This window comes from Stenotrophomonas sp. YJH_SMC_19, from assembly GCF_059367915.1.
In genome coordinates this window covers 154,503-167,241 of sequence record NZ_JCAFRI010000006.1, presented here as the reverse complement: position 1 = coordinate 167,241, position 12,739 = coordinate 154,503, and the positions used below count along the sequence as shown (strand labels likewise).

General features: G+C 65.9%; 11 protein-coding genes. 4 read left to right on the top strand and 7 right to left on the bottom strand.

Annotated elements, in window-relative coordinates:
* Positions 1–78 precede the first annotated feature (78 nt).
* From atpE to AC5P5R_RS09330, 3 genes are all read right to left on the bottom strand, one after another.
* Positions 79–384, bottom strand: coding sequence for a F0F1 ATP synthase subunit C (atpE, locus tag AC5P5R_RS09340; protein WP_005411133.1), 306 nt, complete (start codon positions 382–384; stop codon positions 79–81).
* 73 nt (positions 385–457) lie between these two features.
* The gene (gene atpB, locus AC5P5R_RS09335) at positions 458–1,258 is read right to left on the bottom strand and encodes a F0F1 ATP synthase subunit A (RefSeq protein ID WP_005411134.1); all 801 of its coding nucleotides are present in this window, start codon (positions 1,256–1,258) and stop codon (positions 458–460) included.
* Between the two features lie 31 nt (positions 1,259–1,289).
* The gene (locus AC5P5R_RS09330; RefSeq protein WP_005411135.1) at positions 1,290–1,655 is read right to left on the bottom strand and encodes a hypothetical protein; all 366 of its coding nucleotides are present in this window, start codon (positions 1,653–1,655) and stop codon (positions 1,290–1,292) included.
* Between the two features lie 457 nt (positions 1,656–2,112).
* Between AC5P5R_RS09330 and AC5P5R_RS09325 the strand changes: the two genes are divergently transcribed.
* Positions 2,113–2,931, top strand: a complete 819-nt coding sequence (locus AC5P5R_RS09325) for a hypothetical protein (protein ID WP_032967007.1) — start codon at positions 2,113–2,115, stop codon at positions 2,929–2,931.
* 454 nt (positions 2,932–3,385) lie between these two features.
* Here the strand turns inward: AC5P5R_RS09325 and lpdA are convergent, their stop codons facing one another.
* The 3 genes from lpdA to AC5P5R_RS09310 all read right to left on the bottom strand — a co-directional run bounded on the left by lpdA (position 3,386) and on the right by AC5P5R_RS09310 (position 7,704).
* On the bottom strand, positions 3,386–5,194 hold the full coding sequence (gene lpdA, locus AC5P5R_RS09320) for a dihydrolipoyl dehydrogenase (protein ID WP_099484397.1): 1,809 nt from the start codon (positions 5,192–5,194) through the stop codon (positions 3,386–3,388).
* Positions 5,195–5,302: 108 nt separating this feature from the next.
* Positions 5,303–7,021: a dihydrolipoyllysine-residue acetyltransferase gene (gene aceF, locus AC5P5R_RS09315; protein WP_099484398.1), complete on the bottom strand. Its 1,719-nt coding sequence runs from the start codon at positions 7,019–7,021 to the stop codon at positions 5,303–5,305.
* A gap of 167 nt (positions 7,022–7,188) precedes the next feature.
* Positions 7,189–7,704 carry a DNA-deoxyinosine glycosylase gene (locus tag AC5P5R_RS09310; protein ID WP_099524342.1) on the bottom strand — a complete coding sequence of 172 codons (516 nt, stop codon included), beginning with the start codon at positions 7,702–7,704 and terminating at the stop codon, positions 7,189–7,191.
* Between the two features lie 186 nt (positions 7,705–7,890).
* Between AC5P5R_RS09310 and AC5P5R_RS09305 the strand changes: the two genes are divergently transcribed.
* The 3 genes from AC5P5R_RS09305 to glpK all read left to right on the top strand — a co-directional run bounded on the left by AC5P5R_RS09305 (position 7,891) and on the right by glpK (position 11,825).
* The gene (locus AC5P5R_RS09305) at positions 7,891–8,526 is read left to right on the top strand and encodes an OmpW/AlkL family protein (RefSeq protein ID WP_005411140.1); all 636 of its coding nucleotides are present in this window, start codon (positions 7,891–7,893) and stop codon (positions 8,524–8,526) included.
* Between the two features lie 188 nt (positions 8,527–8,714).
* Complete coding sequence (gene glpD / locus AC5P5R_RS09300) at positions 8,715–10,220, top strand: glycerol-3-phosphate dehydrogenase (protein WP_100438906.1); 1,506 nt, start codon at positions 8,715–8,717, stop codon at positions 10,218–10,220.
* 105 nt (positions 10,221–10,325) lie between these two features.
* A complete protein-coding gene (gene glpK / locus AC5P5R_RS09295) occupies positions 10,326–11,825 on the top strand; it encodes a glycerol kinase GlpK (RefSeq protein ID WP_100438907.1) in 1,500 nt (499 codons plus the stop codon).
* A gap of 106 nt (positions 11,826–11,931) precedes the next feature.
* Here the strand turns inward: glpK and AC5P5R_RS09290 are convergent, their stop codons facing one another.
* Positions 11,932–12,726, bottom strand: a complete 795-nt coding sequence (locus tag AC5P5R_RS09290) for a MetQ/NlpA family ABC transporter substrate-binding protein (protein WP_012481327.1) — start codon at positions 12,724–12,726, stop codon at positions 11,932–11,934.
* Positions 12,727–12,739: the final 13 nt, after the last annotated feature.

Below are 12,739 nucleotides of genomic sequence, written 5' to 3'. Positions count from 1 at the left end.
GACGCGCCGCCGTAGCGGCACATCCGGCCTTCATCCGAAACCGGGTGCATCAGCACCCGGTCGTCTCAAACCGCTGTATCAGCCGGCCAGAGCCTTGGTGACGGCGCCAGCGAAGGCAGCCGACAGCGGGTTGGCGAAGGCCAGCAGCAGGCCAACGGCGACCGAGATGATGAACGCGGCGTCGATCAGGCCGGCGGTGATGAACATGCGGACCTGCAGGACCGGGATCAGTTCCGGCTGGCGGGCGGCCGACTCCAGGAACTTACCAGCCATGATGGCCAGACCCAGACCGGCGCCCAGCGCGGCCAGGCCGATCATGATGCCGACGGCAAGGGCGGTGGAGCTCTGAATCTGCGCGAAGTTGGTCAGGACGGCGAAGTACATGGTTATCTCCAGGAACTTAAGTTGCTAAGGGTGATGAAACGGATGAAGGTTGAAACGCGTTGAAGCTTGAAACTCAGTGAGCGTCTTCCGACAGGCTCAGGTACACGATCGACAGCATCATGAAGATGAAGGCCTGCAGCGGGATCACCAGCAGGTGGAACAGCATCCAGCCGAGGCCGAACACACCACCGGCAATGGCACCGAAGAAACCGGCACCACCCAGCACCCAGATCAGCAGGAACACGATTTCGCCGCCGAACATGTTGCCGAACAGTCGCATCGCCAGCGAGATCGGCTTGCTCAGCCACTCGACGATGTTGAGGATCAGGTTGAACGGCATCATCCACTTGCCGAACGGGGCCGTCAGGAATTCCTTGATGAAGCCGCCCAGGCCCTTGGACTTGAGCGCGAAGAACAGCATCAGGAAGAACACGCTGATGGCCATGCCCAGGGTGGCATTGACGTCAGCGGTCGGCACCGGCTTCCAGTAGTGCACGCCCGCCCATTCCAGCGGCTTGGCGATGAAATCGGCCGGGATCATCTTCAGCAGATTCATCAGCAGAATCCAGAAGAAGATGGTGATGGCGATCGGCGTGACCAGCTTGCTCTTGCCGTGGTAGGTGTCCTTGGCCTGGCGGTCGACGAACTCCAGGCAGATTTCAACGAAGGCCTGCCACTTGCCCGGCACGCCGGCGGTGGCCTTGCGGGTGCCCAGCCAGAACGCGACAACGATCACCAGGCCCATCAGGACCGCGGTGAGGAAGGTATCGACGTGGATATGCCAGAACATACCCTCACCCTTGCCGACCGGCGCGGTCAGGTTGTGCAGGTGATGCTGGATGTAGCTGGTAGGGGTTAGAGCCTCGCCCGCCATGTGTCCGGAACCTTCAGTTAATTGAATTCTGTCAACGCCTGGCCATCGCCAGGACCTGGAACATCAAGCCGACGGCGATACCGGCCAACAGCGCCAATGCAGGCAGCTTGAAGACCAGGAACCCCGCCAGCAGGACGCCGAAAACCACGACCCACTTGGCCACGATCGCAATGATCAGGCGAGCCATCGCCGATCCTGCGGCCAGTGCCCCACCGCCCAGTGCCATCCGTGCCGCCACCCAGCCACCGGCCGAAATGGCCACACCGGACGCCAGCGCGCCGAGGGCGTATTTCGGACCTACCAGCAGGAAGGCCAGGGCCAGGACAGCCACTGCGGCCAGCGGGTAGACCGCGGCGCGCAGCATCAGTCGCCGACCCGCATCAACGGAGTTCAGCACAGGACGTCCCGCGTGGTTGCAAGTGGAGGGCTGAGGCGGCTACAGCAGGGGGGCCTCATCGAGCCGCCAAATTATAGCAATGGGACAATTTGCGAGACAACCGCTCCCTGTTCATCCCTGGAAGCCGCAAGTTGCGGTAACGGTTACATTTTTGCGTGCCACCAGGGGGACAATGACGTCCGCACCATGTTGCGACGCACTATTGAACTTTGGTCGCAGGCTGCGGAACTTTCGTCAGACATGCCGGTCCGATCATTCGACCTGCCTGCAGCATCCTCGTCGGCTCCGCCCCGCAGGTCCCACGATGGCCCCGAAGCCCGGCTCCGGGGCCATCTTTTTGCATCGTCGCGACAGCACTGAACCGTACACATGCCATGGACCATACGTTCACGCATGGTGGACGGGCCTGTCCGGCAGAGTGGCCTTCATTCTGATGAACCACTGCAAGGACTCTTCGATGCGCCCCGTACCCACCCTGCTCGCCCTCTCCCTGCTCGCTGCCGGCGCCTCGTTCGCCAATGCGGCCCACGCCGCCGAAGGCGATGACCGCTTTGCCATCCGTCTGGGTGCGATGAACATCGATTCGGACAACACCCTCCGCGGCAGCACCACCGTGGCCGGCCAGGACATCTCCCTGAACCAGGACTTCAAGCTGGGTGGCAAGGAATGGGAGCCGCGCATCGACGGCATGTTCCGCATCAGCAACCGTCAGCGCCTCCTGTTCAACTACTTCAAGTACGACAAGGACCGCCGCGAGACCCTCGACCAGGGCATTTCCTTCGGCGGTGAGAACGTGCCGGCCGGCAGCTTCGTGAAGGGTGAGCTGAAGTACCAGGTGGCCAGCCTGGTCTATGACTACTCGGTGGTTGATACCGACACCTTCGACCTCGGCCTGCAGATCGGTGGCGAGTACGCCAAGGTCAGCACCAAGGGCTACGCCGACCTGGGCACGGTGTACGAAGGCCAGTTCCTCGACGAGAAGGCCGATGGCGTGGCACCTGTGGTGGGCGCCCGCATGACCTTCACTCCGTCCGAGCGCTGGATGATCACGCTGCAGGGCCAGTACCTCAACACGCGCTGGGGCAGCTTCGATGACTACAAGGGCGACCTGAGCCGCGCCAATGCCATCGTCGATTACCGCTTCACCAAGAACTTCGGCGTGTTCGCCGGCTATGACTGGTTCAAGCTGGACGTGGACAAGAAGGGCAGCGACGGTACTGTCGGCCTGAAGCAGGAATTCAAGGGCCCGGTGGCCGGTATCAGCTTCGTGTTCTGATCCCCCGCCCCTTCCACGGCACCCTCTCTCCTGGCGCGGCCTCCGGAACATCGGGGCCGCGTTTTTTGTGGCATCGTCGAGCAGAGAAGCAGGTTGGTCGAGCGCGGGGGGAGAGGAGCTTGCGTGCGAATGTCCCCCGGCGCCGGCCTACGGCCGACGCCTCCTCCTTTACTTCGCACACAAGCCCCTCTCCCCCCGCGTGTCAGGAATCCGGGCGGCTTTGGCACTGGCTCTGACTATCCGCAAGCCGAGCCACTGCGCGGGTGGCGGGCATTTCGACAAAGTAAAGGAGGAGGCGACCGCCGCAGGCGGGCGACGGGGGACATTTGTCGAAATGCCTGCCACCCGCGCAGTGGCCCGGACCCTCGCGATGACAACAGCCGAAGACATTCCTGCAGCCAACAAAAAACCCCGGCAGAAACCGGGGCTTTTCGTTCGGAACGGCGCGGGCGCCTTACTTCTTCTTCGGCATGTACAGATCGGTGATCGTGCCGTCGTAGATTTCCGAGGCCATCGCCACCGACTCGCTCAGCGTCGGATGGGCATGGATGGTGTGGCCGATGTCTTCGGCTTCCGCACCCATCTCGATCGCCAGGCCGATCTCGGCCAGCAGGTCACCGGCGTGCACGCCGACGATCGCACCGCCGATGATGCGGTGGGTTTCTTCGTCGAAGATCAGCTTGGTGAAGCCCTCGGTGCGGCCGATGCCGATCGCGCGGCCACTGGCGGCCCACGGGAACTTGGCCACGCCGACCTTCAGGCCCTTGGCCTTGGCTTCGGTCTCGGTCACGCCAACCCAGGCGATTTCCGGGTTGGTATAGGCCACCGACGGAATCACGCGGGCCACCCATTCCTTCTTGTGCCCAGCAGCCACTTCGGCGGCCAGCTTGCCCTCATGCGTGGCCTTGTGGGCCAGCATCGGGTTGCCGACGATGTCGCCGATGGCAAAGATGTGCGGCACGTTGGTGCGCATCTGGCGGTCAACCGGGATGAAGCCACGGTCGGTCACCTGCACGCCGGCCTTCTCGGCATCGATCTTCCTGCCGTTCGGCGAGCGGCCCACGGCCACCAGCACGCGGTCGAAGGTGCCCTGCGCCAGCGCAGGCGCCTGGCCTTCCTCGGCGGCTTCGAAGGTGACGGTGATGCCCTTGGCATCGGCGGTGACACCCGAGGCCTTGGTCTTCAGGTGCACTTCGATGCCCTGCTTCTTCAGGCGGTCGGCCAGCGGCTTGACCAGGTCCTTGTCGGCGCCCGGCATCAGCTGGTCCATGAACTCGACCACGGTGACCTTGCTGCCCAGCGCGCTGTACACGGTGGCCATTTCCAGGCCGATGATGCCGCCGCCGACGACCAGCAGCGAGCCCGGCACTTCGGCCAGCTCCAGCGCGTCGGTGGAATCCATCACGCGCTTGTCGTCCCACGGGAAGTTCGGCAGCTTCACCGCCTGCGAACCGGCGGCGATGATGCACTTCTGGAAGCGCAGCAGCTGGGTGCTGCCGTCAGCAGCGGTGATTTCCAGCTCGTTGGCCGAGATGAACTTGCCGACGCCCTGCACGTTGCGGACCTTGCGCTGCTTGGCCATGCCGGCCAGGCCCTTGGTCAGCTGGTTGACGACCTTTTCCTTGTACTGGCGCAGCTTGTCCAGGGTGATGGTCGGCTTGCCGAACTCGACGCCAAAATCACCCGCGTGGGCCACTTCGTCGATGACCGCTGCGGCGTGCAGCAGCGCCTTGGACGGAATGCAGCCCACATTGAGGCAGACGCCGCCGAGGCTGGCGTAGCGTTCGACCAGCACCGTATCCAGACCGACGTCGGCAGCGCGGAAGGCGGCGGTGTAGCCGCCCGGGCCCGAGCCCAGCACGACCATCTCGCATTCGATGTCGGCCGGCTTGCCGCTGGACAGCGCCGGCTTCGGCGCAGCCGGTTCGGCCGGGGCGCGGTGCGACGGGGTCACCGGCGGCTTGCTGGCCGGAGCGGCTGCAGCCGGAGCCGGCGCAGCGGCCTTGGCCGGGGCTTCGGCGGCGCCTTCAGCGTCCAGCACCACGACCACGGCGCCTTCGGACAGGGTGTCGCCCAGCTTGACCTTGATCTCCTTGACCACGCCGGCAGCCGAGGACGGCACTTCCAGGGTGGCCTTGTCCGATTCCAGGGTCACCAGACCCTGGTCCTTCTTCACCGTGTCGCCGACGGCGACCAACACTTCGATCACCGGCACATCGCTGTAATCGCCGATGTCGGGAACCTTGACTTCAATCGTGGCCATGGTGGGTTTTCCTCATGCCCGCCCGGCATGGCCGGTGGGCTGTCACTGCATCTGTTCACGCGGCCGCGCCAGGGGCTGCGGCCGCACGGTGGGGGCGAAGCGGGTGCCTTACAGCAGCACGCGGCGCATGTCGGCCAGTACCTGGGACAGGTACGTGGTGAAGCGTGCGGCCAGGGCGCCGTCGATGACGCGGTGGTCGTAGCTCAGCGACAGCGGCAGCATCAGCTTCGGTGCGAATTCCTTGCCGTTCCAGACCGGCTGGATGGACGACTTGGAGACACCGAGGATGGCCACTTCCGGTGCATTGACGATCGGAGTGAACGCGGTGCCGCCGATGCCGCCCAACGAGCTGATCGAGAAGCAGCCGCCGCTCATGTCGGCCGGGCCGAGCTTGCCGTCGCGTGCCTTCTTGGCCAGTTCGCCGGTTTCCTGCGCGATCTGCACCACGCCCTTCTTGTCCACGTCGCGGATCACCGGCACGACCAGGCCGTTCGGAGTGTCGGCGGCGAAGCCGATGTGGAAGTACTTCTTCAGGGTCAGGTTTTCGCCGCTGGCATCGAGCGAGGCGTTGAATTCCGGGAACTTCTTCAGCGCTGCGGCGCTGGCCTTGATCAGGAAGGCGAGCATGGTCAGCTTGATGCCGGCCTTCTCGTTCTCCTTGTTCAGCGCCACGCGCAGGCTTTCCAGGTCGGTGATGTCGGCCTGCTCGAACTGGGTGACGTGCGGGATCATCGCCCAGTTGCGGGCCAGGTTCGCACCGGAGATCTTCTTGATGCGCGACAGCGGCTGCACTTCGGTCTCGCCGAACTTGCTGAAGTCGACCTTCGGCCACGGCAGCAGGTTCAGGCCACCGCCGGCAGCGACAGCAGCACCGCCGGCAGCCGGCACGCCACCACTGAGCGCGGCCTTGACGAACTTCTGCACGTCACCCTTGGTGATGCGGCCACCCTTCTCGGTGCCGTTGATCTGCAGCAGGTCCACGCCCAGTTCGCGGGCGAACACACGCACCGCCGGGGTGGCATACGGCACCTTGGCGGGCAGCACGCCATCGGCGTTGAACTGCACCGGCGGGCTGGACGGGGTACCGGCCGAGGCGATCTCGCGGGCCGCCAGCTTGTCCGGCTGCACCGGCACAGCGACCGGCTCGACCTTGGTGGCGGTCTCGGCGGCAGCCGGAGCGGCCGCAGCGGCCGCCTTGGTCGGCGCCGGCGCGGCAGCGCCCTCGGCTTCGATGATGGCGACCACATTGCCCTGCGACAGAGTGTCGCCGACCTTGACCTTGATCTCCTTGACCACGCCGGCCACTGACGACGGCACTTCCATGGTGGCCTTGTCGCTTTCCAGCGTGACCAGGCCCTGGTCCTTCTTGACCGTGTCGCCGACGGCGACCAGCACTTCGATGACCGGAATGCCGGCGTAGTCGCCGATATCCGGCACCAGCGCTTCAACCGCACCACCGCTGGCAGCCGGGGCGGCCGGCGCAGCTGCGGCCGGGGCCGGTGCGCTCTGGGTGGCGGCAGCCGGGGCAGCGGCCTTGGCCGGTGCCGGCGCGGCAGCCGTCGGCTTGGCGGCTTCGGCATCGCCTGCGGCCACTTCGATCAGGGCCACGACCTTGCCTTCGGACAAGCTGTCGCCGACCTTGACCTTCAGTTCCTTGACCACGCCAGCCACCGAGGACGGCACTTCCATGGTCGCCTTGTCGCTTTCCAGCGTCACCAGGCCCTGGTCCTTCTTGACCGTGTCGCCGACGGCGACAAGCACCTCGATTACCGGGATATCGCTGTAGTCACCGATATCGGGGACAAGTGCTTCCTTGATTTCGGCCATGGGGATAACTCCGGCAATCTGGTGTAGGGAAACGTCTATTGTGCGGCCAGCGGGGTCCAGCGCCAACCGTTACAGGTGTTTTCAGTACGCACGCAGCCGGGACAGGCTGTTGCCCATGGGTCGCGGCCGCGACCAGTCGGTAGCGTATTGTCCGGACGATGTCCGCTTCATGTCGCCCGCGCGTCGGCCACCGGCTGCCAGGCCTGCCGCAGGCGCGGCAACGACCACGCCGCATTGGCAGGGCTGGTCGACGGCAATGCGACCAGCTTCGGCGGGCTTTCCAGCCGTGGCAGCACCCAGCGCTGGAATGCCTGCAGCGAGGCACCACCATTGCAGCCGATCAGCTTCAGCTCAGGCAGCGTGGCGATCAGTTCCGGCAGCGCATTGGCCACTTCCGTGCCACGCACGATGTCGGCATCCAGGCTGCCGCGCCGCTCGCAGCGGCCGATCACATCCCACAGGCCGATGCCCGCGGCGTTCAACGCCTGCAGCCGTTGCACATAGGGCAGAGCCGCGTCGAAACCGCAGATATCGGCCATCAGCGGCCAGAAGCGGTTGCGCGGATGCGCGTAGTAACGCTGCTCCTGGAGGGATGCCACGCCTGGCATCGAACCCAGCAGCAGCACCCTGCAATCCACGTTCACCTGCGCTTGCAGGCCGACGCACAGCGTTGCCGCGCTCACATCTTCTCCAACTGAATGAATGCCACTGACGACCAGAAACCCCATGGATACAGGCTTTTCGCGCTGATCGCTGAACAAGGAAAACTATTTTTTAACGCGCGTCGGATTCGATTCATGTTGAGGCGACTACGGTGTGCTCGCCCCGCAACCGGGGGCCCAAAACAAGAAACATTAGGAGATACCCCCATGCGCTCCATCCGTATCCTGAGTCTCGCCCTGCTGACCTCCGCCGCCTTCGCGCCGGCTGCTTTCGCCCAGGACAGCAGCTCCACCGATACCGCTTCGGGCAAGCATTTTGCCGTGGTTGGCGGCGTCGCGCTGCTGCAGCCGAAGAATGATCCGATCGACGGCATCAAGAAGGTCGATGGTGGCCCGGCGCCGACCGTCAGCTTCAGCTACTACATCAACGACAACTGGGCCGTTGAACTGTGGGGCGCCGCCGACAAGTTCGACCACAAGGTGAAGGGCCCGAACAATGCCCGCCTGGGCAACGTCGAGCAGCAGCCGGTCGCGCTGAGCGGCCAGTACCACTTCGGCCAGGCTGACAACGTGTTCCGTCCGTTCGTGGGCGTGGGCTACTACCAGTCCAGCTTCAGCAATGAAACGCTGGCCGACGGCAGCAGCTCCGACATCCGCCTCAAGGACGCCAAGGGCGTGATCGGCACCGTCGGCGTGGACATGAACATCAACTCCACCTGGTTCGCCCGTGCCGATGCCCGCTACATGCGTTCGCGTCCGGACGTGAAGGTCGGCGGCGAGAAGATCGGCGAAGCCAAGATGGATCCGTGGACCGTCGGCTTCGGCATCGGTGCCCGCTTCTGATCCAGGCAGCACCGGCTTCACCGATGTAACGCGACGGGCCCTGCGGGGCCCGTCGTCGTTTCCGTCACCCGCGTTCTGTAGAGTCGACTGTCAGTCGACTGCTCTTTCAAAAGTCGAGCATGGCTCGACTCTACAAAAGGCAGTCAACTGACAGTCGACTCTACGCACACACAGGACACGGAGACGCGATGGACGACGTCGACCTGCTGGTGATCGGTGGCGGCATCAACGGCGCCGGCATCGCCCGTGATGCGGCCGGCCGCGGCCTGCGGGTGCTGTTGTGCGAGCAGGATGACCTGGCCGCGCACACCTCCAGCGCCAGCAGCAAACTGATCCACGGCGGCCTCCGCTACCTTGAACAGGGCGAGTTCGGACTGGTGCGCAAGGCACTGGGTGAACGCGAAGTAGTGCGGCGGCAGGCCCCCCATCTGGTCCGTCCGTTGCGCTTCGTGCTGCCATGGGAACCCCACCTGCGACCGCGTTGGATGCTGCGCGCGGGCCTGTGGCTGTATGACCATCTCGGCCGGCGCAGCCCGAGTTTTCCCGCCTCGCGCGCACTGGACCTGCAACGCGACCCGCTCGGCCCCTGGCTCTCCCCGGCGCTGCGGCAGGCCTTCAGCTACGCCGATGCGCAGGTCGATGACGCGCGGCTGGTACTGCTCAATGCGCTGGACGCCGCCCGGCGTGGCGCACGGGTACATGTGCGCAGCCGCTGCATTGAACTGCGCCCTGTGCTGGGCCGTTGGCAGGCCACGCTGGAAGCCACCGACGGCCGGCAGCAAACGGTGATCGCCCGGGCCGTTGCCAATGCAGCCGGCCCTTGGGCAGGAGGCCTGCTGGAACGTATGCAGGCGCGCGATGGCGGCCCCGCCCTGCGCCTGGTACAGGGCAGCCACATCGTGCTGCGCCGGCCCTGGCCCGACGACAGCGCCTGCCTGCTTCAGCAGCCCGATGGCCGCGTGGTGTTCCTGCTGCCGTTCGCCCACGACCACCTGCTGGTCGGCACCACCGACACCGACTACCGCGGCGACCCGGCCCGGTGCAGCGTGCTGCCTTCGGAGGTGGCTTACCTGTGCGAGGCCGCCAACCACTACCTGCGCGAGCCGATCACCCCGCAGGACGTGGTCTGGCAGTTCGCAGGGGTACGCCCGCTACTTGCCGATCCAGATCCGCGTGCAGCGAAGCTGAGCCGTGACTACCGCCTGCAGTTGCAGTCCGGCCCGGCGCCCGCGCTGCATGTGCTGGGCGGCAAGCTGACCACGTACCGCGTGCTGGCCGAAGAAGCGCTGGACCTGCTGCGCCCCGCCCTGCCGCAGATGGGACCGGCATGGACGGCAACGGGCCACCCACTGCCGGGCAGCGACTGGGGCGACGCCACGCAGGCGTGCTCGCGCCTGCAGGCACTGGCACCGTGGCTGCCCGCAGAGATGGCGCGCCGCTGGGCCGGCGCCTACGGCAGCCGCAGCGCGGAGCTGCTGCACGGCCTGCGGGGTATGAACGATCTCGGCGAGGACTTTGGCGGCGGCCTGCATGCGCGGGAAGTGGCTTTCCTGCGCGACCACGAATGGGCGCGTAGCGCCGAGGACGTGCTGTGGCGGCGGAGCAAGCTGGGGCTGCGGCTGGATGCGGCGCAGGTGGCGCGGCTGCAGGCGTGGATGGGGGGTCGGATCCCTTTCCCAGGGAAAGGGCTCTGACCCCCGTGTTGCCACGTGTGCCAACCAAGGTTGGCAGCTACCAGGGTGGCCGCGCGCGACGCGATCGATGCATTAGGATTTCCCCATCGCCACCGGAGACGCTGCATGACGCCCCGCTACGTGCTGGCCATCGACCAGGGCACCACCAGTTCGCGCGCGATCCTGTTCGACCGTGCTGGCGACATCGTCGGCAGTGCGCAGCGCGAGTTCGCGCAGATCTTCCCGCAACCCGGCTGGGTCGAGCATGACCCGCGCGAGATCCTCACCAGTGTCTATGCCACGCTGACCGAACTGCTCAGCCGCGAACAGATCGACCCGCGTCATATCGCCGCGCTGGGCATCACCAACCAGCGCGAGACCACCGTGGTCTGGGACCGCGCCACCGGCCAGCCGATCCACAATGCCATCGTCTGGCAGTCGCGGCAGAGCCATGCCATCTGCGAGCGACTGAAGTGCGACGGGCATGAGGCACTGGTCCGCGAACGCACCGGCCTGCTGATCGACGCCTATTTTTCCGCCACCAAGGTGCGCTGGATCCTCGACCACGTGGAAGGTGCGCAGCAACGCGCCGAGCGTGGCGAGCTGCTGTTCGGCACCATCGACAGCTGGCTGGTATGGAACCTCAGTGGCGGCCAGGCGCATGTGACCGACTACAGCAACGCCGCGCGCACCCTGTTGTTCAACATCCACACGCTGGACTGGGATGACGACCTGCTGGCGCTGCTGGACATACCCCGCACGATGCTGCCGCAGGTGCGCGATTCCAGCACGGTGTATGCGCACACCCGGCCGCAGTTCTTCTTCGACCACCCGATCCCGATCGCCGGCATCGCCGGAGACCAGCAGGCGGCGCTGTTCGGCCAGGCCTGCTTCCAGCCGGGCATGGTCAAGAACACCTATGGCACCGGCTGCTTCATGCTGATGCACACCGGCACGCAGGCGGTGCGCTCGCGCAACGGCCTGCTGACGACCATTGCCTGGGGCCTGGACGGGCGCGTGGAATATGCACTCGAAGGCTCGATCTTCATCGCCGGCTCGGTGGTGCAGTGGCTGCGTGACGGCCTGCGCATGATCGAGCGTGCCAGCGACAGCCAGGCACTGGCCGCGCAGGTGCCGGACAGCGGCGGCGCGTATCTGGTGCCGGCATTCGTCGGTCTGGGCGCGCCCTACTGGCGCAGCGATGTGCGCGGCGCGATGTTCGGCCTGACCCGTGGCACCCGCAAGGCACACTTCGTGCGTGCCGCGCTGGAGGCGATGGCCTACCAGACCCGCGACGTGCTTGATGCGATGCAGTCCGATGCGGGCATCGCGCTGACCGAACTGCGCGCCGACGGCGGTGCGATCGGCAACGATTTCCTGGCCGGCTTCCAGGCCGACATCCTTGGGGTGCCTCTGCTGCGGCCGCGGCTGACCGAGACCACCGCGCTGGGCGCGGCCTACCTGGCCGGTCTGGCCGTCGGGTTCTGGTCCAGCCGCGAGCAGATCGCCGCGCAATGGGGCCTGGACCGGCGCTTCGAGCCACAGATGGAAGTGGCGCGGCGCGAGAAACTCTATGCAGGCTGGCAGCAGGCCGTGGCGGCCACCCTCGCCTTCCACGTCGACTGAAGGTCGTGCCGGCCGCTGGCCGGCAACCCCATGATCCTTGGCGGCGTTTGCAGATTGCCGGCCAGTGGCCGGCACGACCGCATGGCCAGAACGTCCGTAGCGCCGGTCAGAACGCCGGCAGCACCGCGCCCTTGTACCTGGTCTCGATGAAAGCCTTCACCTGCGGGCTGGTCAGGGCCTTGGCCAGCTTCTGCACGCGGGCGTCGTCCTTGTTGTCCGGCCGCGCGACCAGGAAGTTCACGTACGGCGAGTCCTTGCTCTCGATCGCCAGTGCATCCTTGGTCGGGTTGAGGCCCGCATCCAGCGCGTAGTTGGTGTTGATCAGGGCCAGGTCGACCTGGTCCAGCACGCGCGGCAGCATCGCCGAGTCCAGCTCGCGGAACTTCAGGTTCTTCGGGTTGGCGGTGATGTCACGCAGGGTCGACAGCGCGTTGGCCGGATCCTTCAGCTCGATCACGCCGGCCTTGTGCAGCAGGATCAGCGCGCGGCTGTTGTTGCTCGGGTCGTTCGGGATCACCACGTCGGCACCGTCGCGCAGCTCGGCCAGCGACTTGACCTTGCGCGAATAGGCACCGAACGGCTCGATATGCACGCCGATCACCTTCACCAGATCGGTCTTGCGATCGCGGTTGTAGGCATCCAGGTACGGCTCGGTCTGGAAGTAGTTGGCGTCCACCTGCTTCTGCACCAGCTGGTCGTTGGGCTGCACGTAGTCGTTGAACACGCGCACGTCCAGGTCCACGCCTTCCTGCTTGAGGATCGGCTTGACCACCTCAAGGATCTCGGCATGCGGCACGGCCGTGGCGGCCACCACCAGCTTCTGCGAGGGCTCGCCGGACTTGCCGCAGGCGGTCAGGGCCAGCGCAGCGGCGAGCAGGGGCAGCAACAGGGTCTTCTTCATGGGCGGAGGAGTT